The 25,972-nt window shown below is 41.7% G+C and carries 23 protein-coding genes; 3 read left to right on the top strand and 20 right to left on the bottom strand.

Annotated features, from left to right (window positions below):
• Positions 1 to 278: 278 nt before the first annotated feature.
• Together MFF31_RS11640 and MFF31_RS11635 are read right to left on the bottom strand one after the other, a co-directional pair.
• A complete protein-coding gene (locus tag MFF31_RS11640) occupies positions 279 to 968 on the bottom strand; it encodes an AIM24 family protein (protein ID WP_238188147.1) in 690 nt (229 codons plus the stop codon).
• A complete protein-coding gene (locus MFF31_RS11635; RefSeq protein WP_238188146.1) occupies positions 965 to 1,432 on the bottom strand; it encodes a hypothetical protein in 468 nt (155 codons plus the stop codon). The genes MFF31_RS11640 and MFF31_RS11635 overlap by 4 nt, the downstream gene beginning before the upstream one ends.
• Positions 1,433 to 1,705: 273 nt before the next feature.
• Here MFF31_RS11635 and udk point away from each other — a divergent pair, with 273 nt between their 5' ends.
• Complete coding sequence (udk, locus tag MFF31_RS11630) at positions 1,706 to 2,329, top strand: uridine kinase (protein ID WP_238188145.1); 624 nt, start codon at positions 1,706 to 1,708, stop codon at positions 2,327 to 2,329.
• A gap of 372 nt (positions 2,330 to 2,701) precedes the next feature.
• Here the strand turns inward: udk and MFF31_RS11625 are convergent, their stop codons facing one another.
• The 8 genes from MFF31_RS11625 to MFF31_RS11590 all read right to left on the bottom strand — a co-directional run bounded on the left by MFF31_RS11625 (position 2,702) and on the right by MFF31_RS11590 (position 9,207).
• Positions 2,702 to 3,178, bottom strand: coding sequence for a DsrE/DsrF/DrsH-like family protein (locus MFF31_RS11625; RefSeq protein ID WP_238188144.1), 477 nt, complete (start codon positions 3,176 to 3,178; stop codon positions 2,702 to 2,704).
• 215 nt (positions 3,179 to 3,393) lie between these two features.
• Complete coding sequence (locus tag MFF31_RS11620; protein ID WP_238188143.1) at positions 3,394 to 3,657, bottom strand: metal-sensitive transcriptional regulator; 264 nt, start codon at positions 3,655 to 3,657, stop codon at positions 3,394 to 3,396.
• A gap of 95 nt (positions 3,658 to 3,752) precedes the next feature.
• A complete protein-coding gene (locus MFF31_RS11615) occupies positions 3,753 to 3,980 on the bottom strand; it encodes a sulfurtransferase TusA family protein (RefSeq protein WP_238188142.1) in 228 nt (75 codons plus the stop codon).
• A 15-nt stretch (positions 3,981 to 3,995) separates the two neighbouring features.
• Entirely contained in the window at positions 3,996 to 5,141 is a 1,146-nt protein-coding gene (locus MFF31_RS11610; RefSeq protein WP_238188141.1) for an MBL fold metallo-hydrolase, read from the bottom strand.
• 27 nt (positions 5,142 to 5,168) lie between these two features.
• Positions 5,169 to 5,753 carry a sulfurtransferase TusA family protein gene (locus MFF31_RS11605; protein WP_238188140.1) on the bottom strand — a complete coding sequence of 195 codons (585 nt, stop codon included), beginning with the start codon at positions 5,751 to 5,753 and terminating at the stop codon, positions 5,169 to 5,171.
• A gap of 46 nt (positions 5,754 to 5,799) precedes the next feature.
• The gene (locus MFF31_RS11600) at positions 5,800 to 6,585 is read right to left on the bottom strand and encodes a sulfite exporter TauE/SafE family protein (protein ID WP_238188573.1); all 786 of its coding nucleotides are present in this window, start codon (positions 6,583 to 6,585) and stop codon (positions 5,800 to 5,802) included.
• 166 nt (positions 6,586 to 6,751) lie between these two features.
• Positions 6,752 to 8,515, bottom strand: coding sequence for a sensor histidine kinase (locus MFF31_RS11595; RefSeq protein WP_238188139.1), 1,764 nt, complete (start codon positions 8,513 to 8,515; stop codon positions 6,752 to 6,754).
• Positions 8,512 to 9,207 (bottom strand): response regulator transcription factor, encoded by a 696-nt coding sequence (locus tag MFF31_RS11590; RefSeq protein ID WP_238188572.1) that lies wholly within the window; start codon positions 9,205 to 9,207, stop codon positions 8,512 to 8,514. The genes MFF31_RS11595 and MFF31_RS11590 overlap by 4 nt, the downstream gene beginning before the upstream one ends.
• 165 nt (positions 9,208 to 9,372) lie before the next feature.
• Here MFF31_RS11590 and MFF31_RS11585 point away from each other — a divergent pair, with 165 nt between their 5' ends.
• Both MFF31_RS11585 and MFF31_RS11580 read left to right on the top strand, forming a co-directional pair.
• Positions 9,373 to 10,587: a DUF418 domain-containing protein gene (locus MFF31_RS11585; RefSeq protein ID WP_238188138.1), complete on the top strand. Its 1,215-nt coding sequence runs from the start codon at positions 9,373 to 9,375 to the stop codon at positions 10,585 to 10,587.
• Between the two features lie 231 nt (positions 10,588 to 10,818).
• The gene (locus tag MFF31_RS11580; RefSeq protein WP_238188137.1) at positions 10,819 to 12,060 is read left to right on the top strand and encodes a DUF418 domain-containing protein; all 1,242 of its coding nucleotides are present in this window, start codon (positions 10,819 to 10,821) and stop codon (positions 12,058 to 12,060) included.
• A gap of 191 nt (positions 12,061 to 12,251) precedes the next feature.
• Here MFF31_RS11580 and MFF31_RS11575 read toward each other — a convergent pair whose 3' ends face one another.
• The 10 genes from MFF31_RS11575 to MFF31_RS11530 all read right to left on the bottom strand — a co-directional run bounded on the left by MFF31_RS11575 (position 12,252) and on the right by MFF31_RS11530 (position 25,964).
• Positions 12,252 to 12,500 carry a cold-shock protein gene (locus MFF31_RS11575; RefSeq protein ID WP_238188136.1) on the bottom strand — a complete coding sequence of 83 codons (249 nt, stop codon included), beginning with the start codon at positions 12,498 to 12,500 and terminating at the stop codon, positions 12,252 to 12,254.
• A gap of 75 nt (positions 12,501 to 12,575) precedes the next feature.
• On the bottom strand, positions 12,576 to 12,776 hold the full coding sequence (locus MFF31_RS11570) for a cold-shock protein (RefSeq protein WP_197935941.1): 201 nt from the start codon (positions 12,774 to 12,776) through the stop codon (positions 12,576 to 12,578).
• A gap of 197 nt (positions 12,777 to 12,973) precedes the next feature.
• Entirely contained in the window at positions 12,974 to 14,119 is a 1,146-nt protein-coding gene (locus tag MFF31_RS11565; RefSeq protein WP_238188135.1) for a response regulator, read from the bottom strand.
• Positions 14,120 to 14,206: 87 nt separating this feature from the next.
• Positions 14,207 to 17,260 carry a hybrid sensor histidine kinase/response regulator gene (locus MFF31_RS11560; protein ID WP_238188134.1) on the bottom strand — a complete coding sequence of 1,018 codons (3,054 nt, stop codon included), beginning with the start codon at positions 17,258 to 17,260 and terminating at the stop codon, positions 14,207 to 14,209.
• 325 nt (positions 17,261 to 17,585) lie between these two features.
• Positions 17,586 to 18,296, bottom strand: a complete 711-nt coding sequence (locus MFF31_RS11555) for a 4'-phosphopantetheinyl transferase family protein (protein WP_238188133.1) — start codon at positions 18,294 to 18,296, stop codon at positions 17,586 to 17,588.
• Between the two features lie 49 nt (positions 18,297 to 18,345).
• Positions 18,346 to 19,683, bottom strand: coding sequence for a M20/M25/M40 family metallo-hydrolase (locus tag MFF31_RS11550; RefSeq protein WP_238188132.1), 1,338 nt, complete (start codon positions 19,681 to 19,683; stop codon positions 18,346 to 18,348).
• 32 nt (positions 19,684 to 19,715) lie between these two features.
• Entirely contained in the window at positions 19,716 to 20,990 is a 1,275-nt protein-coding gene (fabD, locus tag MFF31_RS11545) for an ACP S-malonyltransferase (RefSeq protein WP_238188131.1), read from the bottom strand.
• On the bottom strand, positions 20,990 to 24,214 hold the full coding sequence (locus tag MFF31_RS11540; RefSeq protein ID WP_238188130.1) for a non-ribosomal peptide synthetase: 3,225 nt from the start codon (positions 24,212 to 24,214) through the stop codon (positions 20,990 to 20,992). Before MFF31_RS11540 ends, fabD begins: the two co-directional genes overlap by 1 nt.
• 15 nt (positions 24,215 to 24,229) lie before the next feature.
• Complete coding sequence (locus MFF31_RS11535) at positions 24,230 to 24,958, bottom strand: thioesterase II family protein (RefSeq protein WP_238188129.1); 729 nt, start codon at positions 24,956 to 24,958, stop codon at positions 24,230 to 24,232.
• A 34-nt stretch (positions 24,959 to 24,992) separates the two neighbouring features.
• Positions 24,993 to 25,964 (bottom strand): BtrH N-terminal domain-containing protein, encoded by a 972-nt coding sequence (locus MFF31_RS11530; protein WP_238188128.1) that lies wholly within the window; start codon positions 25,962 to 25,964, stop codon positions 24,993 to 24,995.
• Positions 25,965 to 25,972 lie beyond the last annotated feature (8 nt).

The raw sequence follows: 25,972 nt of genomic DNA, 5'->3' as shown, positions 1-25,972 counted from the left end.
AACTAATTCTATTATATCTTTATAAATCTACCATGTAAAATTTGTATATATTTGTTTCTCTTATTGCTATAGTTTCGACTTAAAAGTTTGGTTTGGGAGAGTTTATTCTAATATACTTCATGGCATCCTATAGGTGTGCCTTTGAGGGGGCATATTGTGTGCGAATTGGGGTGTTCACTACAATAGACGGATTATTAATATCTAGTGTTAGACCAGCAATGTAAAATCCGTCTACAATAATAAGTGGAGATTGATGTACAGTTAGCGTAGATCGTAATTTATTTAATATAAACACTCCCAAAGGGGAGCACTTCTCGAAGCAAACGTTTAAGCCAGCCATCATCGGTCATCTTATCCTGCAAATCTTTATCACGTGAACCGGTTTGAATAAGTACGGGTCCTCGGCCTTTAATCTCCCATTGCACATTCATATGTTGGCTTGCAAGCGAGTTGCCATACACGGATAACTGGATAGAAGCATTCTCTGGATAGGCGACAAGTGCATTTTTGTCCACAAATAACGGTTGGTCAGGGTCTAGCTGAATTGTCGCCAAATCGCCGGCAGTTAAGATGCCCAGTGTGCCCGGTCCTGAAAATTTAATTCGCACTAATTCTCTAGTAATCCACGCTGTCTTCCACTTCAAAACTTTCGTCTTAAATGCTATACCATCGGTGAACATAACGACATGTCGGAAATCAAACAAGAGACTGCTGTCTTCAGGTATTTCTAACACTTCCAAGGAAAACCCAGCAGGTAGCCCAAGTATAAATTGGGAAGGACCTTGAAGTCTTGAACGTATCCATTTCTTCTTCCGAAATGCTCCACCCAAATCCATAAATCGATCCTCGCGACTGCGAGCAGGTCCTTGATAAGCAACTATCGATTGAGGATTCAGCACATGCAGTGTATCTTGTCCACTTAATTCAATTCGAACATGTCCAACTGGCGCTGGGGAAGTTATCTTCATGGCAGAAAGGCACCTTGTTGTTCTCTGCCTTGCTTGCGCCATACGATGTAGCGCCATATTCGAACGGAAATAGCATACAGGGCAATAAGCGCAATCAATGTGCCTACTGTATAGGCAATTTTACTGTAAATCGATTGGCGATTTGCTTCCATCTTCTCCATTCGCTCTAACAGTTGCTGATTTTCCGCCATTAGCAGCTCATTTTGTTTACGATAGCTTTCCTGCTGTGCGAGAAGCTCACTCGCTTGCTGCTTTGACAGCTCAAGCTCTTCACGCTGTGACTCCAACTGACCTTCCATTAACGCTTTGGTTGCATCATAGTTATCTTGTATTTCTTGCAGCTTATCGGGAGCTTCATAAATATCTTTAATTCGATCAATGACACCAGCATTCGCAATTGAAGATGCAAACGGATATAACATGACAACAAAAATAAACGCAGTTATAAATTTGATATTCTTCATAGGAATCACCTTCTTTTACATACTAAAATGATCTGCCTGAAAGCAAAGACTTGTCCCTATTATTCTATCATATTTCTGTCACTGTTTGTCGAATGAAAGATTGCTCTCCTACTATTTAGCACTTGACCGATTAAGCTACCCTAATTTCTAGAATTGAACAGTTTCTCCATGTTTATTTTTCCAGTTTTACGAACAGGATGATTATTAACGAGCGCTGTGCTACAATACGTTAGTTATATAGGTAACTAATGATCAGGAGGGTATGGAAAAACCATGCTTATTATAGGAATTGCTGGAGGCACAGGTTCAGGAAAAACAACTGTGGCACGCTCAGTCATCGACCATCTTGGATGGGATAAAGTAACATTTATTTCTCAAGATAATTATTACAAGGATCGTTCAATGCTTTCCATGCAAGAACGTGAAACGATCAACTATGATCACCCGAATGCGTTCGACAACGAACTGCTCATTTCGGATCTAATGCTTCTAAAAGAAGGAAAGATCGCAATCTCTCCTGTATATGACTTTACCATTCACGCCCGTTCAACAAGCAAGACGATTGAGATGCAACCAAATCCTATCGTCATCTTAGAGGGACTACATGTGCTCTCTGATGAAAATTTGCGGGAGATGCTTGATATTAAAGTATTTGTCGATACTGATCCTGATGTGCGTATCCTTCGTCGGGTATTGCGGGACATTGAGGAGCGCGGTAGAACGATTCATTCCATTCACGATCAGTACCTAAACGCTGTTAAACCGATGCATGAAGCTTTTATTGAGCCATCAAAAAAACACGCTCATATCATCATTCCAGAAGGCGGACATAACCAGGTAGGCATTCAAATGCTTTCAACTATGACCGAAAAGTACTTGTTAGAAAACAGTAACTAAACATCGGTTAAGCATGTTAAAGAGTCTGCCCCAAAAGTAGGTGCGCTTACTTGAGGATACAGCTCGTTTTATGAAAAATAGGAAAAATCAGAAAGGGCAGTGCTAGGAAGGTTATCCCTGCACTGCCCTTTCTGATTTTTGGTCTATTGCCGCCTTCTTGTGCAAATTGTAGGCGAGTGAAAGACATTCGACCTCAAGGCGCTCAGTTTCTACCATAAAATAGCATATAACGCTTCTCGGATTCGTTAAAAGGGAGTGACCACTCCGCTCCGCTCCGTGCGAGAAGCCCCCCAGCTACAACAAAAGACGCTGCCCAAAGTAGTTTACTTTGCTTATGGGACAACGCCTATTTACCAATCAATCTTCTTCACGTTAGATAAATAAATTAACCTTAGCATTAGTCGCATCGCCTAAATAGGCTGCAACTCCGGCATATTCCAAGCCTTCAATCAATTCCTCCTGCTTAAGCCCTAGAAGATCCATCGTCATCGTACATGCCACCAACTTCACACCTTGCTCCTGGGCAAGCTCAATCAATTGTGGCAAGGAAAGTGCATTGTGTTTTTTCATCACATGTTTAATCATGCTCGGACCCATCCCAGCCATATTCATCTTCGACAGTCCTAACTTCCTCGCACCACGCGGCATCATCCAACCGAACATCCGCTCAAGCATTCCTTTGTCTGTCTTCACAACTTCATCTTTTCGCAACGTATTAAGTCCCCAAAAGGTGAAGAAGATGGTTACATCATGATCATATGCTGCTGCACCGTTCGCAATAATAAAAGCAGCTATCGCTTTATCGAGTTCACCGCTGAACAACACAATCGTCGTTTTTTCCTTTTCCAATCTATTTCGCACTCCTTCTTATTATCTAATATCTATTTATACTCATACCCCTATAAGTATTTGTTGAGTATGAAGTGACCCTTTAAAATAGCAATCATAGAGTAAATAACAAATTGATTATTCTGTGATAAAAAAAGCAAGCATCCTCCGTCCAAATTCGACTTCTGGCTGCTTGCGCATAATGAAAACAATGAAGGTCGATGGTCAGAATCCGATTATCTGCTCTTCACGAGCAATTCAACCGCTTCCTTCACCAGTTTGCTAGTGTCTCCGCCTCTTTCCTTCTCATCCATAATGCATTGCTCCAAGTTCTGAGCTACGATATAAGCCATACCCTTGTCAGCGGCACTGCGTACTGCGGATAATTGTGCGACAACATCTTTACAATCCTTCTTTTCCTCCATCATTCTCATAACACCGCGAATTTGACCTTCCATTCGCTTCAGCCTTCTTATTATACTTTCATCGTATGTGTACATCTTTATCTCTCCCTTCCTTCTTTACCCGATACTCTGTATACCCTTAGAGGTAATATATATCGTCCAAAGCGGAATAGCAACAGGAGCATACAGCATTATCGTTTACGTACATAAAAAGTGAAAACTCCGTCTGCTTCCTCATGCTTAATAAGTTCATGCTTCGTTCCTTTGACCCATGCTTGAAAGTCTTGCAACGATCCCTTATCCGTGGATAGTACCTGCATAATATCACCATTTCCCAACGCATCCAAAGCACGCTTTGCTTTTACAATCGGCATTGGACATGCCATTCCTTTTGTATCTACAACTACATTTGCATTCATCTTAATATTGCCTCCTTATTTATCGTGAATTGCACATCGATTAGGTCCTAATTCCATATCCCGCTGCTCTTCTGCGGTGGGGTTTAACTTGCCCATGTTCGTTTGACGAATTTCCTCGTAAGCGTTTGGTTGCTGTGGCAAATTCTCTGTGACCAATTTCCTGAATACTGCCTCATCACCCATGTTTAGTCCAGCATTCCGCCGAAATAGTTCTCCCAGTTTATCTGCTACTCGTCCACCTTCGCCTAGTTCATCTATACTGCCGAAATGAGCTGGAAGAACAATTAATTCCTCCGACAATTTCGCAAATCGGTCATATAATGATTCCCGTAAATCCCCCGCCCAATCTTCGGCTAATCCAGCAAGATCTGGACGTCCGATAGACCGGGTAAACAATATATCTCCAGTCATCAAATAATGATCATCAATGATGAATGAGGTGCTCCCAATCGTATGTCCCGGTGTATAAAGCGCTTTGATCATCACTTGAGTGTTGCCAATAGTAAGGCTTCGGCCGTCTTCCAGCCCTTCATAAAGGAATGTTACTTCTGTCGCATCTTTAGTTGGAAGCCAATAGGTTGCTCCCACTTGCTCTGCAAGCACTCTTCCTCCTGAAATATGGTCGGCATGCAAATGTGTATCCATCGTATGTTTAATAACGACTCCAAGCACATCCGCAAACAACTTGTATTGCTCAGTCATTCTCATCGCATCTATCACCGCGGCCTCACCACCGGATACGACCATATAAGACAAGCAGCCCTTACCTAAACGAACGAACTGGTACACAGCACCACCATTCTTTAGATCACCAACTCTAACTGGTTCCAGATACTCGCTCCAATACTTCATTCCCCCTTCTAGGAAGCTTATATGCTCCAATCCTGCTTCTATTAACTGCTCCGCAATGAATATGGATGAGCCTTCCTTCGCACACACAACAAGTACCTCTTGATTAGAAGGTATTTGTGCCAGCGCTGTATCGACACCTTCCAGCAAATCGAAATACGGTATATTGATCGATTCAATGTGAGAACCTTCGATTTTCCAATTCTCATAATCGGCTTCATTTCGTACATCCAAAATAAATAGCTCTTTGTCATAAATAATATATTGAGCAAGCTCCCTTGCACTCATTGCTATCGCTTCTGCCTTTGTCATGATGAAATGCCCCTTCCTTGAATCGTTTTAAATCGACGTTGCAATTGAGCCCTTCCACTCAGACATACCAGGCAACACATTTTTTATGTGAGTAAAATCGTGCTTCGCAAGCAATTGGCAAGCCAAATCACTTCTTGTGCCCGTTCTGCAAATGACATAGATATTCTCTTGCTTATTTAACTCAGAGAACCTATTCTCCAACTGTCCTAAAGGGATAGAAATGGCCCCCGGCAAATGATTAAAGACATATTCTGCGGCTTCTCTCACATCCAAAACGACTGCTGTTTTATCCTTACTCAAAACCAATTCCAGCTCATCATTCGTAATGGTGTCTGGAAAAACCGTAGACTGCTTCATCTCGCTAGGCTCTGACTTCCTGACGAAATGCCTGAGCTCCTCGCCCTCTATAGCTGTGCCAAGATAGTGATGTCCGGCATTTCCCGACCAAGCCTGCAAGTCGGCGAGTGATCCTTTGTCTGTAGCTTGGACTTCTAGCACCTGACCTGGCAACATCCCTTCTATCGCCTTTTTTGTTCTGATGATTGGCATTGGGCACGCAAGCCCTTTGCAATCGATCGTTATATCTCCGACAAGTAGTGTTGATTTTGTCATATTTCCACTCCTCTATACCTATGGGGGTATATTTATTTGAAAAAAATTAGTTCAACATATCTGCCCAAATTTTTATAACCGTTGCAATAATAAGACCGGATAACAGCCACTGTAGTGCTTTCACATTCATTCGTTGTCCAATCTTCGCTCCAATCGGAGCTCCAATAATACTTGCTATAATCATAATAATTGCTGGTACGAGCAGCATATGACCACCAAGCAGCTTGCCTCCTGTTGATCCAATTGACGATAAAAACGTAATCGCTAATGAAGAAGCAATAGCAACTCGGGTCGGAATTTTCAATAGGACCAGCATAATTGGAACAATAATAAATGCACCAGCCGCACCTACAATTCCCGATAATATCCCAACTACAACAGCCGCACTCGCTGCTAGCCACCGATTAAACGTTAGCGCTGTATAATCTTCCCCATCTACTTCTGGCTTAGGGAGAAACATCATCACCGCAGCGAACGATGCAAGCATCGCATACGTTAGATTGATTGCGGAATCAGCCAGTAATTGAGAGCCTAAACCACCAACAAAACTTCCAATAAGAATCGGTACTCCCATATAAAAAACTAATCTTTTGTTAATTAATCCTCCTTTGCGATAAGCAAAAATACCTGCCAAGGAAGCGAAAAATACTTGTACTGCACTAACAGCAGAAACTTCCTGTGCTGTGAAGGAGATAAATCCTAATGCCGGAGGGATATAGAGCATCATAGGGTATTTAATAATAGAGCCGCCTATTCCAACCATGCCAGAAATAAAGGAACCTATAAAGCCAATTGCGAACAACAGTAGTAACCAATCTATTTCCACACTTATGTGAATCTCACCTCATCTCGTTTATATACCAATACCCCTATAGGTATAATAATAGACTCGATTCAACCATCTGTCAACTCAGCCAATATTAAGCCAGCACCCATAGCAACATATTTTATTAACCCATACAAAAAAAGGAACGCTCAAGCGAGCGTCCCCTTCCTTGCTATGATGATTGATTCAACGTATTTCGCTGATCGAAAATAGGAAAACTTAATGTTACTATAGAGCCGCTACCTATGATTGATTCTGCCTCAATGCGACCTTGATGTGCAAGTGCAATAGATTTGGCAATACTCATTCCTAACCCAACTCCATCGCTACTTTCGTCCGTATTCGTACCACGATAATAACGTTCAAATAGATTCGACAACGTCTCTTGGTCCATCCCTACCCCGTCATCGCATACAATAAGAATTGCCCTTTCTTGCTCTTTCTTCGTCATAATCGTCACTGTCGTACCCGCAGGATTATGTTTAACTGCATTAACAATGATATTGTTGAGCATTCTTGTAAACCACTTGTCATTCGCCTCAACATATATTGGACCCGTACTGCCTTCATATAAAAAATTAATTTGTCCCATCGTCTTGTCATTCACAAATGTCAAAACGATACGTCTTACGAACTCGCCAAGCTCTATCTTTTGTACCACAAATGGCAGTTGTTTATTTTTCAATTGGAATGCAAGAGAAAAGTCTTGAATCAAATCAATTAAATAATCGCTTTTCTCCCGTATCGTACTGCCCATATCTTTAAGTTCCTCGTCTGTCCATTCAAATTGCCCACTTTCGAGCAAATGACCATAGCCTTGAATAGAACTAAGCGGTGTTCTCAAATCATGAGAAATGCCGGTCATCCATTCCTCTCTCGTCTTGTCCAAGCGAATACGATCCTGCTCTATAGCGTTTAGCTTCGTCGTCATATCGTAGAAACCTTCGATCATTTCCCGATATAACTTATACCGACTGCGTAATTTCCCATTTTTACGATACAATCGCTTACGTTCTTTATCTGACAAGGTATCCTCATATTGTCCTTTTCCTAGACGGCCAAACCAATCAATAAATAAAATAAGCGGTCTGCCATATCGATAACCGTGATAAATGGACAATAGCAATGTAAATACAAGTATAATTATTCCGATTATACCAACAAACCATATCACTTCTTTCATAAATGGCGCTTGCACATAGCCGCCTTTCCTCTCTTCGTGCAATATCCAGAAATACCCGGATTGGTCATCCGAATAAATGGATACATCTGTCGGATAGCTGCCCTGCATCGCTTCCATATGAATTAACTCTAGAGGCTTGTAATGATCCTTTACGAGCTTTAATCCTGCTGTTTGAATAATTTGCCCCTCTTTATTCATCACTTGCATCGTTTTTTTGGATTGACGTAGAACTTCATTTAACTTTTCTACGTCCTTTGCACGAAATAACCCTTCGCTCGAATACGTATTAAAAAGTGATTTCACTTCATTAAACCCTTTATCTTCATAACCCATCATAAAGAGTGCAGATCTTTCCAACGAGTCATCAAGCTGCATCATCACATCATATGAACGAAATCTCCTCGTATCCTGAATACTTAACAGCTCACCAGGTCCATATGCTGAGGGGAGGTCATCAGGCGTATTTGAAGAAAAGATGACTTTACCTTTATAGTTCACAACCTGCAACCAATAGTGCTGCTCTTTTAATTGCTTAATCCATCGCTTCGGGACATCTGCTTTTTCATCATCCACCACTGTTTCCAAAATAATTGTTTCTATTGCACCCATCGGAAAGCTTTTTTTCAAATCCCTGTTCACTACAAGCTGCATAACAAGCAATATAATAGCGATTGTCAAAATGATTGAAAATAAAAACAATAAAAATGTCTGATAGGTGAAGTGAAGTGCCAACCTTCTTCTGACACTTCTCATAACGATTTCTCCTTCACCAGCTTATAGCCAAGTCCACGGATCGTTAACAATAACTGTGGATCGCTTGCATTCGCTTCAATCTTCTCTCGTATTTTGCGTATGTGAACCATAACCGTATTATCGTCACCGTCACCTTCCATCCCCCATACCGCTTCATATAGTTGCGATTTAGAAAAAACGAGGTTAGGATTTTTGCACAGGAAATGAAGCAGTTGATACACCATCGCAGGACAAGCTACAGGAGTGCCGCATACAGTCAGCTCTCCAGCCGCATCATCCAGCACAAATCTTCCGAAGTCGTAACGTTGACGTCTCTCCTCAAAGGCAGCTTGAGCAGGCAGATTCCCTCTGCGCAGCCTAGCCTTCACTCTCGCCGCAATCTCCAGCGGATTAAACGGCTTCGTTACATAGTCGTCGCCACCTGTAGCAAAGCCAGTCAACACATCGAGATCTGAGGTGCGAGCTGTTAAATAAATAATATGTGCGTTAGAGATGGCTCTTATTTTCGGACAAAGTTCAAACCCCGTCTGGTCTGGCAGCATAACATCGAGTAATATGATATCTGCACCATGCTTTTCGATAAGACGAAGCGCTTCTGCTGCTGTGCCTGCTGAATACAAGTTGCGGAAGCCCTCCTTGCGCAGCACCATTTCTATCATTTTTGTAATGGATCGTTCATCATCAATCATCATAATTCTGGCATTTGAGTAATCCAATTCGAATCCCCTCCACCTTAAAGTCTACTATATAAACCTTAATTCCCGTTTAACTCCTTCCCTCGAATTTAACTAGAAATAAGGTTCTCATAACGTAATGGTAAAATTCACATCGTACAATAATAACTGAGGTGAGAGATAATGACAGCAAATACGAACAGACAAGGAATCGTAGATGCAATACGTGGCTTTAGCTTATTTGGAATATTATTAGCCAATATGCTCATTTTTCAATATGGCATGTGGGGAAAAGATGAACTTGATGTATTTAACGTATCTTCCTTTGATAAGGGGATGCTCTCTGTTGTGAAAATTTTGATTGAAGGCAGTTTTATGCCTATATTCACTTTTTTGTTCGGCTTTGGGTTATGTAAAATGATGGAAGGATTAGAGACAAAGGGATTAAAACCCCGCAGAGTACTCATTCGCCGCTTCATTTTACTGTTTGGGCTTGGTCTTCTCCATTCTACCTTCGTGTGGGAAGGCGACATTCTTTTATTTTATGGATTAATGGGATTTTTCCTGTTACTGTTCTTAAGACGTAAAGCGAAGACGGTACTAATATGGGGTATTGTACTACTTTCCATATTCGGGTTAATGGGCCTCGGGGGCAGTAAAAGTGATGAAAAAGCTATAATGGGCGATCCTGCTAAAACCGAGCAGTTCGTTAAAGATTCTATACCCGTGTATACATCAGGCACATATAAAGAAATTTATGATCATCGTGCTGGCCCTTCTCCAATAGATGATGATGACGATTTTCTGATGTTGTTTGTATTGTTGCTTGCTCCGTTAATGACGGCACCAATGTTTCTATTTGGTATATATGCCGCTAAGAAGAACTGGTTCCAGAACCCTGAAACGAAGAGAGCATTTTATATAAAACTGGCTTTCATCTTCATCGTATTAGGACTAATATTGAAATCATTAAAGTATATCTGGCCTGATTTTATTGTTAGCGGTGTTGGTGAAACTGCTGGTGGGACGATTCTTGCACTTGGATATTTGATGGGAGCTGCATGGTGGCTCTCTCATGTGAAAGCTTCTGCAATGACAGAGCGATTTGCAGCTGTCGGCAAGCTATCGCTTACGAACTATTTAATGCAATCGGTTATATGCACAACTATTTTTTACGGCTACGGCCTAGGTTTATTCGGTAAAGTTGGTATATTAGGCGGCATAGGTGTTGCAATACTTGTATACACGCTCCAGATTTTCTGCAGTGTTTGGTACACGAAACGATTCAAGATTGGACCTGTTGAGTGGCTGCTTCGTGTATGGACGTATTGGTCATGGGGCGGGAAACCGCGGAACAAAGTGGCTAAGACCACTCAGGCAAATGAACTAAACGTATAGATAAAAAACTTGATATTCGTATACCTGTGAAGAGCTGCTCCTAAGTAGAAAATTCTACTTAAGAGCAGCTTTTTCTTATACGTTCATACCCGGACGCGATTGAAGATCTCAGAGTCTTATAACAAACCTTAATTTCTGTTTAAATAAATTCACCAAATTTAGGTAAATTTAAGCTGTTCATAACATAATGGTAAACTACGAGATGTAAACTAATTGCTGAGGTGAGATAAAATGACAGTAAATACAAGCAGACAAACACTTGTAGACGCAATACGTGGTTTTAGTTTACTCGGTATTTTGTTATCAAACATGCTCATTTTTCAATATGGGCTGTTGGGGAAAGACAAGATTGATCTATTTAACGCATCCTCATTCGATCATGGGATGCACATTTTTATGAAGATTGCCGTTGAAGGCAGCTTTATGCCAATCTTTACGTTTCTTTTCGGCTATGGTTTATTCAAGATGATGGAAGGTCTTGAAGTCAAAGAACTGAAACCTAAGCGGGTCCTTGCTCGTCGGTTTGTGATGTTGCTGGCACTTGGCCTACTTCATTCCATCTTTGTGTGGGAAGGTGATATTCTTTTATTTTATGGGTTAATGGGTTTCTTCCTATTGTTATTTTTGAAACGCAAAGCCAAGACCGTACTAATCTGGGGCGTTGTACTGATCTCATTAACTGGACTAATCGGACTTGCAGGTAGTGGATTTGAAACGGGTACATCGACTGGGGATCCTGCTAAGACTGAGCGCTCCATTAAAGATTCTATTCCTATATACTCTGAGGGTACATACTTAGAAATAATGGAAGAGCGCACTGGCTCATCTGAATCAGAAGACGATGGCAGCATGAAGATGGCACTAACGTTAGTACTTACAGCACTACTGTCATTGCCCATGTTTCTATTCGGAATATATGCAGCGAAGAAAAACTGGTTCTTGAAGCCTGAAACGAAGAGAACTAGTTATTTTAAAAAAGCAATTATCTTTCTTCTTCTAGGCTATGCCGGTAAGTCGTTATACTTTGTTTGGCCTGATTTATTTAAAAGCGGTGGCGGGGAAGATACTGGTATGTCCCTTTTCACTCTAGGCTATTTAGTAAGTGCTGGATGTATTCTCGCCCTTGGCTACTTGCTCAGTGCTGCCTGGCTATTATCCCATATCAAAACCTCTGCAATGACATCACGATTCGCCGCCGTTGGCAAGCTTTCACTAACTAACTATTTAATGCAATCAATCATATGCACAACTATTTTCTATGGCTACGGATTAGGGCTATACGGAAAAATTGGCATAGCAGCCGGTATCGGTGTTTCATTACTTGTTTATTCGGCTCAAGTATTCGGCAGCGTTTGGTACTTAAAAAGATTTAAGATTGGTCCTGTCGAGTGGCTGCTTCGTGTGTGGACGTATTGGTCATGGGGTGGAAATCCAAGGAACAAAGTGACTCAGCCCACTGATTTAAAATCGTAATACAACGTTTAACATCTATAACCATGCAAGGGGCTGCCTTAAGCAGAAAATTCTACTTAGGGCAGCCCCTTCTTATGCGAGTACATCATATTCGCACTAATAAACTAATGTGATTAGTATAAGCGCAAAAAAAATCCACACCCGCACTCGATTGTGGATTTCAGAATCTTAGTTGTGTAAGCTCACATCTACTAAGATGGGCTCAGATCCTTTGTTTCTTGTTTCTTAACCTCAGCCTTTGACCCATAATTAGATCCCATTAAAATCGGAAGACTTTTCATCGTGCGGACCATTGGAGACAGACATTGGGAACAAGTCGGAACGTCTTCGAATGAATAGTTTTCTCTTACCCATCCGTTGCAGTCTGCCTTTGTACATGACCAAATGGATGTCATTTCATTGGGCAGTTCTGCCATTGGTCTCTTACGGGAGTAATACATTGACATGTCCCTCCTTCTTTTTCCCTAGAAAAAAAGCTACCCTACGCTGAGGCAGGGTAGCGGTTGATTCAAATACTACAGTTTTACAACGTTTTCTGCTTGTTGGCCACGTTGACCTTGAACTACGTTGAATTCTACGCGTTGACCTTCGTCAAGGGATTTGAAACCGTCGCCTTGGATTGCGCTGAAATGTACGAATACATCGTCGCCGCCCTCTACCTCGATAAATCCGAATCCTTTTTCTGCGTTAAACCATTTAACTGTACCTTGTTGCATTGTTATTTCCCCCTAATACTGAATGTTACATGGACATTAAAAAAGTCACACATCGAAAAGGCAGCATCGCAACCATTTCCAATATGCGACCTAAAGTCTCATATACGATTTACTAACTATAACACATTATCGGGACAATCGCAATTTCAAACACCAAAACTCCGTTAATTACCAAAACTTTTTTTGAAAGGCTATAATTAACGCCCGTATTCGGGCGAAATTAATCCTTCAAAAATGAGCTGTGTAGTTGAGGATGGTTTAATGTGGAGCTCTCCAAGTCGATCTATTAATTGCCGATATGTGCGTAGTACATATTCAGTATGTCCAAGTTGCTTATAGGCATTCATGAGAATACAATACGCTGACTCATCACATGGGGACAAATAGATCACCCGGTCTGCCGATTCAATCGCCTGTCTGTATTTCTGTTGACTCAGATAGGTTTCAGCAATCTTAAGAAACCATTCTGAAGCCGTGCCTATAAGATGCTCACTTTCTTGGGAAACCCATGGGTAATCCTCATCTTGCAGTAAGTTACCTTTATATAGCTTCATCATTTCAACTGCATCATCAATTTGCATTGCAGTGCCACTCATCTGCTTTGCAACTCTTTTTTTGAAGCAAAGTACATCCACTTCTATTCGACTTGCTTCAAGCACATATCTTTCCTTCTCATACACGACAACACCATCGAGTCCCAGTTGCTTCAGATGTTTACGAATTAAGCTAATACATGTATGCAAATAAACCTTGGCCTTCAGATAAGGATCATCTGGCCACAAATCTTCAATAATACGATCTCGGTGGACTGGGTTTCCATTTTGCAAGGCAAGATAAATAAGCAACTCTTTTTCTTTTGCAGTACGCCATTTATAAACGCCGCCACTATCTGTCGAAGCATAGAATGCACCTAATAAGCGAATGCTAAGTGAATTAGTGATTTCATCTTTTATGTCAGAGACAACCTCTACACTTTTTCCTTCAATACCTTTTTTCAACCGAGCTATCGTCCCATTTAATCGAATTGGCTCAATTGGTTTTAAAAGATAATCCATTGCAGCTAGCTCAAATGCTTTAATCGCATACTGATCGTACGCAGTTACATAAACAATCGCTGCCTCTGGATCATAGCTGCGGATTCTTTCTGCAAGATCCATGCCATTCATTCCGGGCATCTCAATATCAAGAAACCAAACTTCTGGTTTAGTCGTTTCAATTGCTTGAAGTGCATCATACCCATTGTTGAATCTGCCTGTTGTCTGAATTTCACCCGTTTTGTGTAGAAACATCTCCAATAGGTTTAACGCATGTTCTTCGTCATCAACTAAAAATGCTGAAATCATATCGCGCCCCCCTTCCGATGCATCCTAGTTTAACAGACGGTACTTAACATAATCTGAAACAAGGTTTTACATATAAATCCATCCTGATTATTGGAGGGGCGGCAGCCAAATCGTTACTTTAGTCCCTTCGCCAGGTACACTCTCAATACTAGGCGGTTTGCCTGTCAGGTGTAGCAATCGTCTCATAATATTACGGAAACCAACACCTTGATCTGGCGTACCAGGTGCAAAAATTGCTTCCACCTGCTGGACTGTCATGCCAATGCCGTCATCTTCTACGACAACTTCTATAAGATCCAGATGTCTAGCTATCGTTAAGCGGACCGTTCCGCCTTCAACTTTTTTGGACACACCATGACGAATCGCATTTTCTACAAGTGGCTCAATCGTTAACGGCATTACACGATAGTTGTACAACTGCTCGTCCACATCAAGCTCTACCCGCAGCCTTGTACCAAATCTCTCCCGCTCAATATCTACATAAGCTTGGATAAGCTCCATCTCTTTACCTAAAGGTACGGTTTCTTCTGTATTATCAAGGTGAAAAATAATGCGCAAGTAACGACTTAAACTTCCAAGCAGTTCCCCTGCCCGCTCGCCGTTTGTATAACATAATGACATAATTGTGCCAAGTGCATTGTATAGAAAATGAGGTTTAATTTGCGATCTCAAAAACGCCATTTCATTTAATGCTGCTTCCTTTACTAATCGATTCATGGCGAACAATGTATGGATTCGAACACGAACCTCACCTGCATCAAAGGGTCTTGTAATGAAATCACTTGCTCCAGAAACAATACCTGCTTCGATATCAGCTGGCGTGCTGCGAGCACTAATTAGCAGAATAGGCAGTTCTGCGTGATTGAAATGTCGTCTTAATTTTCTACATAGCTCATAACCATTGCCCTCTGGAAGCATAACGTCCACTATGATTAAATCGGGTCTTTTTGCCCCAGTAATGCGATTATAAGCTTCCTCATCTGTTCCGACGCAATGTACACTGAAGCCCTCCAATGTAAGCATACTATATAAATGCTCTACATCGATTGGATCAGCTGATGCTACAACAATCGTACCGAGGCTGTTTTCAATGCCAGTACTACTATAAATATTTTTCTCTATTTCGTAGTATTCTGAGTTTGTTGCAACTTCATCATAGGTATCTACAATTGATACATCCAATGGTGATGAATGAGCTCGTCGTTCTGAAGCCAGCCAAAAGGTGACTGCTCCCGAGGACTCATTTACGGAGAAGGCTCCCCCCATACGCTCTATCAACTCTCGCGCAATCGACATACTTCTTGCAAAACCTTCCCTGCTCTCTTCTTCCGCCTCATGAGGAGAGAAATGACTAGCTAAAGTGTTCTTCAATTCAATATCAATACGTACATTACCTCTATCTGTACTGCTTTCAATCCACACAATCGTATCATGACGATGTCTCAAAATATGATGGATCACATTGTACATGACTTGTAAAAGACGATTCTCATCAGCACTCACATACCTGGCATCAGACGCTATACGTTGATGTAGTTGAACATTTTTCCCTTTAGCCAGAAAGCCGAACACTTCCATAACAACGGTTACACAAGTTGCGAGATCAACCGTAGAGGCTCGTACCTCCAAGCGCCCGTCTTTTATATGTGATGCATCAATGATGTCCTTAACCATGTTGGACATCCGGTAGGCAGTATTACGAATAAGTTGAAGTTTATCTTTAAGCTCCCGCTCATTCATTTTTTTGAGAGGTACAGATAGAAGTGATTGTGACACGTTAATAACACCATGCAGCGGCGTATTTAACTCATGTGATGTTATGAGCAGAAATTCATCTTTCATCTGATCAGCCATTTGCAGTTGATGTGTTAAACGCCTCATTGAATCGTAAGTTCCTATATATTGTGATATAAGAAGAAGTCCAATAGATATTAATAATAAAAGACCTGATATGTTTGTCAGTACTAATGGAATATAGTTCGCTGTATTCAACAGGGTGACTACACAAGTTAGAACTTGAAGCCACACTCCAGCAAGCAGCAATTGAAATTGCTGTACATTCAGCTGCCCAAATCTACGTTTGACATAATGAACGCCTAACACTGCTACTAACAGCATATTAATGATAATCGTGTACAAATATAAGGGCCCCTGAAGCAGCGAGTACACTCGGAATGGAAATATAGCAATAGCAGCGCCGTAGAGCGACATAATGACGACTGAAATAAACAGCCATCGTTTTATCCAAGAATTTTCAATAAGTTTCATTGCAATAAAAAACATTAGACCAGGAATCATATAAACCGATATGTACTTCACTTTGAAAGCTAACTCAAATGGGATATCAGGAAACAATTGCAGAAATAATCGTTCTCCGTTCGTAATTATGCCAAGAGCATAACAAATCGAAAATGCTCCAAATAATAAGAGTAACGGATTTCGATCGAACCCGAAGTAAAGAAACAAAAAAAGTAGCATAAAGAGAATTAATATACCTACGCCCATTAACTCAAGTGCCGAGCGAAAATGATTTCGCGTTGCTATTTCATTTCCAGTCCCTAATTCGATGGAATTAAAGACACCTCCGCTGAGAAAATCGAAATTCGCAACTTGCAAAATAACTTCTATTTCATCCCCCGCCGCACGAAAAAAAGCAGTATAGGGCACATTGCGTGGCTCATAGTTATCTCGTGAAAAACCAGGCGTTCCTGATTGGCCTAGGAGCAATCCATCGACATAGATTTTGTCCGAAAATCGAACGTACTGCTTCGCTATTGCAAGTGTACGATCCTTTGGAGCATTTTGGATAATGAGTCGATACGTTCCGTACCCTTGCCCCTTCATCTCACTTCCATCTGTCTTCTTCCAGCCGTCCCAATTTCCTGGTACAGTAATAAATGACTCTGTTGGTTTAAGCTCTTGTGTCTCTTCTCGTGTAAGTAAAGCATCGGGATAAAACATCCATTCACCATCAAGAGGAAATATACCATTCCCCTCCCAATCCCATCCATTTAGATCAAGAACACCCCGTTCAATATTGGGTGCTTCCCTCTGATCTTGCATCTCCAACCAGATGAAGAGTCCCCATAGAAGAGTCATTGCAATCATACCAATGACATATTTATCTCTCCATATCTTCAACAGATGCACTCACCTCATTATTCTCCTATAATTTTCTAATCATAAGTTGAAATTAATTTGCTTACAATAGTGATCTTGGCTTTTCTAGTAATACTAAAAAAATCGTTCAAACCAAAAAGGCCTGCCTATGGGGCAAGCCTTGCTCTATCTGTTTTTAATAAGGAATAAGATTAAACACCCCTTCATTAAGGATATCAGACTTATTTGGATGGTAAAGGAAAAAAGGCCGTCGTACTAGCAGGCAAGCTGCTTTTCCGACGGCCTTATGCCGTAGTTCTATAAGTGAGTTTTGTCCATTTTCGGAAAGGTAGAACATTCTAATGGATTATATCTTTCGGAGAGACCAATCGAATGAAAGCTGCACGAGTAATTCCTCAATGCTCCAATGACTTATCGTTGACGGAAACTTATTAGCAAACGAGCAAGCAGCCATTTTGTAATGCGGGGCTAGATCATATTGCTTAAAAAATACAGAATCCCCGTCAGGCTTCAATGTAATGCTGCGATCAGATTGAAATTCGATAGCGAACGAATGTAGAGGGATAGATAACCCCTCTCCTCTAGCTTTAATATAGCTTTCCTTCAGTGTCCATAGCTCATAAAAAAATGCAGTACGCTCCCCTTCAGATTTAGCTAATAGATCCCTGTACTCTTCTTTTGCGAAGTAGGAGCTTGCTATATTCATATCAATCGACCGTACTTCTTCAACGTCAATACCAACCTCGTAAGTACTAATAAATGCTACTATCCAATCTCCTGAATGGGATAAATTAAAATGCAACCCTTCACATCTTGCGAGTGTAGGTTTACCATACTCATTATAATTAAATGTGATACTTTCGTTCGGTACTCCTAATCGACTCATAATAGCTGTACGAATAAGTGCATCACCTAGCAATGCGCGATAGGCGTCCTTAACTAAGCGGAACCGATTTATTTTGGATCGCTTCTCATTTGAAACAAGACTTAAGAGCATATTATAATCTTTCGTATCTATAATGGCTGGAACTTCTAAAACAACGATTTCAGCGCTCAATTCGACTTACACCTCCAACGACCTTCTCATGTTGTTCAACTTCAATAAGCTACGCTTTTCCATATCTCTCTAATACACGAAAAATAGCCTGCGCTCCGAAATCAATTGCAGTTACAGGTACACGTTCATCAGCTGCATGAATGAGTGCAGAGAAATTAATATCCTCAGGCAGTCGCATCGGCAAAAATCCATACGTTTGAATACCTAATCTGGCGAAATGTCTAGCATCCGTTCCTCCTGGCAGCAGCATTGGTACTGGTATTGCAGCCCCATCTGCTTCTGTCAGCACATCCGACAACAGCTTAAACATCCCCATATTAGGCTTTGCTGGGATAGGCTCATACCGTATAACTTCAAGCTCAACATCATCCTGAATAATATGTTTGCGAAGCTCCGCAATAAATTGCTCTGATGTAAAACCCGGCAATAGTCTTCCATCAAGCTCCACAATAATTTCACTTGGATGCACGTTTATTTTCTCTCCGCCGCGAACGACTGTAGCGCTTACCGTGTTGCGTAGAAGCGGCTGAAACAGCTTCCCCTTATCTCCTAACAGCTTCAGAATGAGATCAGTTCGGCTTGGATGCAGCAGTCCTCTTAACACCATTCCTGCAATAGCTGGTAATGCTGCAGCCATAGATTCTATCATATAAGTTGCTGCTGGAGTCGCATGTATCGGCAGCTTCGCACTGTTAAGTGACTGAAGGAGCTTGCCCAATTGTGCCATGCATCCATTCTGTTGCCCCAGAGAACCATGTCCACCTTCACTTCTCAGAGTAGCCCTTAGCCAGCAAACTTGCTTCTCTGCAACCATGATAGGATAGAACGATCGACCACTTACTTGGAACGAGAAACCTCCGAACTCACCGATTGCATATTCAACACCCTCGAAGTATTTCGCATAGTTGTCGACTAGGAATGAAGCTCCAAGATCGCCTCCCGCCTCTTCATCGCTTACAATAGCCAAGATGATATCGCCTTGCAAATGCGTTCTCTCCCCATGTGCGCGAAGAAAAGCAGATACCATCATTGCGATACCACCTTTCATATCAAGGCTACCGCGTCCCCAGATATAACCGTCATGGATTTCTCCGCCGAACGGATCGTGACTCCATACTTGTTTGTCAACGCCAACAACATCTACATGTCCATATAAGAGAAGCGGAGGTGCTGCTCCACTCCCCTTTATTCGTGCAATCAGATTAGGTCGATCGTTCTCTTTAGCAACAATGGTCGTTTCAATGCCAGCTTGATGAAGCAGCTCTTCAATGTAAGCTATACAATCCGCCTCATCTCCAGGCGGATTTGTCGTATTAAAACGAATCAAATGTTGCAATATGGTCGCAGGAGATTCATATATTAGATTAGGATTATTCAGCGTACTCACCGATTCCTTCCTCTTTCATATAACACTCCAAATCAGATCATCGTTGCACTTTCGACTGAATTTTTCTCAAATAGTTGTTTCACGCCGTTTTCTTCTAAAAGCCGCTCCAGTCGTTGATTATACTCTGCTTCCGGAACCTGCTTTGTTTTCAAGATTGAAATTAACAGTGTGTAGGCTTGCTCCACACTCTCCCATGAAGCTTGCTTTCCAGATTGTTCTAATTGAAACAACATCGCTTGGAGCTTTCTATACGGAGCAATAACACCTTGTGCATAAGCCTCCGTATCCCAATTCCGATTGCGTGTTGATGTTGCAATCATCATACATTGGGTAATGAATTCAAGCGAAAACTCTTTCTGCTGATTATGACTCATTTTTATCAATAAATCCTTATCGGGAGTATGATCGAAAGAATAAACTTTCAGATCTCTTACACCTTGAGCCAGCTTCTTCAAAACAGACTGCGGCCCTAACTCAACAGCCTCAGACACTTCATTTTCCAATAAATAGCGAATGACTTTTGTCCACCTGACTGGAGCCGTCAACTGGTCCGTCAAAACGTTCCCTATTTCATTGGCACTTCCATAGGGAACGCCTGTCACACTTGATATGACAGGATATTGAAGTGGCATAAAGGTATACTTTCCGAGTTCCTTTGCAAACTGCTCTGCTGCCGATGCCATTAACGGACTGTGGAAAGGTGCACTCACTTGCAGCGGGACAACGACAGCTCCCAACTCTGTCAGTCGTTCAGCCGCTTCGTTTAATGCTCCCTTATGACCAGAAATGACAACTTGATCTTCCGAATTAAGGTTAGAAACGACTACCGTTTCAGTTCCTCCGTTATGTGTAGTACTAACAAGTTTACAGACATCCGCAACAACTACTTCAGTTAGACCAGTTACCGCAGCCATTGCGCCGCCTCCTGCAGCGGCAGCATCTCGCATAAGCTCTCCACGGCGATGAACAATACTGACTGCACTTGCAAATGGAATACCGCCTGAACATGTCAAAGCAGTAATTTCTCCAAGGCTGTGACCTGCCAAATAAGAAGGAACACATTCTGTTATGTCCTTATACACTCGAAACATAGCCATCCCCATAGTCAGTATGGCTGGCTGAGCAAACTCCGTTCTTGTGAGCTCCTTCAGGCTGCCGCCCAACATAAGTGATCCGAGATCAACTCGCAGAACATCATTGGCTTCTTCAATTGTCTCTTTAGCGATTGGATAGGTTGAGCAGAGCTCCTTGCCCATGCCAACATATTGAGACCCTTGGCCAGGAAATAAATAAGCCTGCCTTACCATCAGCTTTCACGCCCTTTATAAAGTTCATTAATAATCATTTCGAAGGATTGCTCATACAGGGCAAGCAGTTCTAATGCTCCAGTCTCATCCCAAGCCGACGTATCATACATACATCCGATATTAATCTCATCACTTATTTCAACTTGGATAGCTAAGCCAAGCAACTGAATATAGCTCTGAGCACCGCTTAGATCGAATGTGGAAAACCATGGTACAACACCACTGCTTGGGCTGCGGAATCTTGCCGCAGTTGCAAGGGTTGAGAAGGTATAGTACATTCCCCCCAGCCGCTTCGCATTTACTTCTGAGATCATGTTTCTGAAATCAGTATACTGGGACAGGTTGAGTGATACAGGAATAATCCGGTCTACATCCCCACCCTTTACAAATGCAGTAACTTCATCTTTCATCGCAATATCAGACAATACATATAAATAAATGGTCAGCAAAATATCCGTATTTTCTACACCCAGGTCTTCCGCTGCACTTGTAAGTTTCCGTAGTTGTTCAACAGGAAGCTTATTTGTTATGAAGCCAGCTCCCGCTTCACTTTGCTCCATGTCTTGGACTGCTTTGCTGCGAAAGATAATGCCCTTAAGCTTCGATAGTCCATCCATATCACCTTCCTCGCCCGTCGGAGCATCTAGCAACACAGCCATTTCGCGAAGCGTTGCATTGCTGAACATATCTGCTACCGATGGACATTCGGGAAACAGATTTTCAATTTCGTGGTGTAAAGCTACAAGCAGAATTGAATTGCCACCTACTTCAAAAAAATGGTCATCTGCTCGAAAGCCATCCCGATCAAGAATCTTTTGCCACAATCTAGCTAACGTTCGCTCCGTTTCGGAGTTCAATTCCGGTATAACTTCTTCTACTAATGCGTTACCTTCTTGAACGACTTCTAGTTCAAGATTTGCTAACTTCTCTCGATCTATTTTCCCATTTGGAGTAAGCGGCATATTAGCCAACCATACATATCTCCGCGGAATCATATGATCAGGGACTTGATTTACCATAAAATCTCTGAGCTCTTCAGCTGTTAATTGATTCATTGCCGTATAATAAGCGCATAACCACTGGTTTCCACTGTTATTTCCGTTCAGTAGTACCGTTGCTTCATTTACATGTTCATGCTGTGATAATACCAACTGTACTTCCTCTAACTCGACTCGATGACCAAGGATCTTTACTTGAAAGTCTCGTCTACCAAGGAAATCGATACGTCCATCCATCATAAAGCGCGCCAGGTCCCCTGTTTTATACATGAGCTCCCCAAGGTGAAACGGGTCAGGAATGAATCTATCCGATGTCATTTCCTCATTTCCCCAATAACCTTTGCCAAGCCGATTCCCAGCGATGTAAAGTTCACCTGCAACTCCCGGCGGTAACATGCGACCATGCTCATCGATTATGTAAATTCTAACCCCGGACAATGGTTTTCCAACACTAGGATGGCTGTCACTTATCAAACCAGATGTCGACCAAACTGTCGATTCTGTAGGTCCATACACATTAAACAGGCGCAACCCTTCAAACTCCTTTAATTGAACCCATATTTCAGGTATAAAAGGTTCCCCTCCGACCATTATATCCGTTAAACAGTGCAGCCACCTGTCATCCTTACGGCTTTTCAACATGAGTTTCAGACGCATCGGCGTGACTACCATCATCGAAACATTGTATTTAACAATTAGTTCTTTCACTAACTCGGGGTCTCTACGTTCTAATTGTGTTGCTAAGACAACCCTCATCCCATAAAGGAGCGGCATTATCAAATCATGGATAGTAACATCGAAAGCAACACTGGCTAATGCTACTATCGCCTTATTAGGAAGAAACTCCACTTCCTTTGCCATACCCTTCATAAATTGAATAGCACTTTTGTGTGTAACCATGACTCCCTTTGGCTTACCAGTCGAGCCAGAAGTATAGATGATGTATGCCAAATCATCAGGTGAGCTAACTCCCCTCTCTTGAGTAGAGCAGTCCTTAATAGACGATGGATCAAGATCACCCCTCTCATCATCTACACACAAAACATTCCCTTTGTACCCTGATAATTGTACTAGCAAATGCTGCTGGGTTAGCAAGACCGTTGCCCCAGTATCCTCGAGCATATAGGATCTACGAGCTTCTGGATACTCGAGATCAATAGGCACATATGCTCCTCCAGCCTTCCAAACACTTAGAATACTAACAACAATATCAATTGTCCTCTCCGACAATAAGCCAACAAGTACACCAGTACGTACTCCTTGTCTTCGCAATCTTGCTGCTAGCCTTTCCGAACGTTCATTCAGTTCAGCGTATGATAATGTCTGCGAGCCACAGATAATTGCAGTTTCATTCGGCCTTAATTTAGCTTGTTCTTCAAAAAAACTACTCATCGTCCAGTCCGATGTGTCAGTATTGGTGGGCAAAAACCTTTGATCCTCATCTATTACAATACTTTGACTACCGCAATGGGAACGCAGAAGAACATTCATTTCATCCGAATCTAAAAGCTCAAAGTCACGAATGATGAAATTGCTATCATTTAAAACTAATTTAATCAAGTACTCTACTTGCTTCCCTAGTCTTTCTATCATTTGGTTACTATAAGCGGCCTCATTATAAAATAATGTAAGTCTGTCACTTTCCCCAGGCAGCACCCCTAAGCGGAACAAAAACAACAAACCAAACTGTTGAAAAGAGGGGGCTTCCTGCGTATTATCAAGAGCCACTGCTGCCGTTTGTGTGAGATGTGACATAACAACAGCTATATCTTCTACGCTGTCTATATGCAATAGATTATTATTGAGGGAATTAATCGTTCCCCCTTCATTAACTACCGATAACATGTCGTTCAGTCTGCTCTCAGTTTTTTCAAGTAATGTATCTAAGGAATTCATTTCATTTAATGAAACATTTAGAGGCGACCAGCCATATTGATTAATCTTGCTACTCCCTAACGTTGGGATTGCCAAAACTAATGTTTCATCTCCCGTATACTTGTAAAGAAGAGTACTAACTATTGCAACCAGCTTCGATAATAACTTCTCATGAGAGGACTCATTCTTCGACAACTGACTAATAATACGATCAGTAAAGGCTATTTGATATTGGGCAGAATGGAATTCATCTATTTTGATTGCTAGATCAGAAGGAAATCCCTTGGATTCCTTCCACAATCTCAATACTTCTTGCTCCGTCTCTTCGACTGAAAAACAAACTGTATCCATTAACTCAAAGCCCCCTTAATATCGTTGCGCTAATAGACTATCTTTCATCATTTCCATCATTTTTTCATTAATGAGAGTGACTACTTTTTCCTCTTGCTCTTGGATGAAGAAATGTCCTCCCTCAAAATGAACGATTTCGCAGGTGTGGCTTGTATGAGCCTTCCATTCTATTGATTCACCACATAAACTAGTATCATTAATGCCATTCATTACAATCATATGAATGGGTAGCGGCTCTCCCGGTACATGCTGATACGTTCCTACAAGCTTGAAATCCGCGCGCATGATTGGCATGAATAAGTTTAGAAGCTCCCTATGCTGGAATAGTTCATTTGACGTACCGCCCAAACCTTTCACTTCAGCAATAAACGATTCATCAGGTAATAGATACGTCTCTCGGTTACTATCAATCCGATGCGGCGCATCTCTTCCTGATAAAAATGCAGCAGTTGGCAGTCTTAAACCTTCATCCCGCATACTTCGCATTAGTTCATAAGCTAGCAAGCTTCCCATACTATGTCCGAAGATGGCATACGGCCCCGAAGTGTACTTACGAGTAGCATAAAGAAGATCCTTCACTGCTAATGATACTTCCTCGCAAAGCGGCTCCCCCATTCTACTACCCCTGCCCGCCATTTCGATCGGGATGGGCAAAATAGACGGGTGTAACGCCTTCACCCACTTTTTGTACACTTGTGCAGATCCCCCTGCATACGGTAAAAATAGTAACGGTATCTGATTCATCGCCTGCCCCTTTCGATAGTCGAGTAGGATATTATTATTCGCTTCTTGCTAGACTGCCCCAGAACACTCTTTCTTTGGCGAATAAATCTTTAGCCAACCCAAGCTCACGCTCACGGTCAAATTTATGAGTAACAAATGCTTGTTTGATTGCTTCCCAGCCATTCTTTACTTCAAGAAGCTGATCCATTAGAAAGTCACAACTACTCTCTTTAAGCAACTTTTGCTCGCGCAATGTGCGAATTAACCCTTCATTAGCTGTATGACGATTACAAATAATATTAATGCCGATAAGTGCGTAAGTAATATGAGATTGGTATTTGTCAGGGCTTGAATCGACATTCCACATGCCTTCAATTGAAAATTCACCAAGCTCACGCTCTAGTCTTTCCGCATTCTCTACTACCTCTGATAGTTGCAGCTCATAAGGCTCGATCGTGGAATGGAGATTATAAATGTAATACGCCGGCCCTGTGTAATTTTCATTAATATTGTATTCCGCGTTTAAAAATGCCTTCCGAAGACGCTCCTCTGGAACTTCATGTTCGCTATAACCAGCAAGTGTATCGTCAATGACATAAAACGATGAACGCTCCTCGTCATAACCGTTGAATAAGGAGTAGTGGTACCAATGAAACTTCCTCCATGCCATACTGCCGGGCAGCCAGTAATATAAATCCACATTTACACTTAAGTTGCGTCCACCGCGCAACACTTCCTTAATTTCTTCGGTAAATGTTTCTTTGTTACGAAAATGTCCAGGCTCAATGAGTTTAATAACTCCTGTTAACGGGAATTTGGTCCAGTCATCGAGATAATATAACGTATCAATTGTCGGATAACGAAACTCTTTATCTGTCGCTGCAACCCACGGATAGTAGCGATAAATGTTTAAATAAGCCGCATTGTGATAGCTTGGGTGAGCGGATGCAGCGATTGAAAATGCCTGATTCAGCATACAATTCATCCAAAACTCGTTAAATGGCTTTCTTTCTAGCGTCATCTTCATCTAAAATC

The sequence above is a fragment of the Paenibacillus sp. L3-i20 genome, from assembly GCF_022180385.2.
Lineage (GTDB): Bacteria > Bacillota > Bacilli > Paenibacillales > Paenibacillaceae > Pristimantibacillus.
Note: the sequence above shows the minus strand (reverse complement) of the source record. Positions and strands in the feature narration are given on the sequence as shown.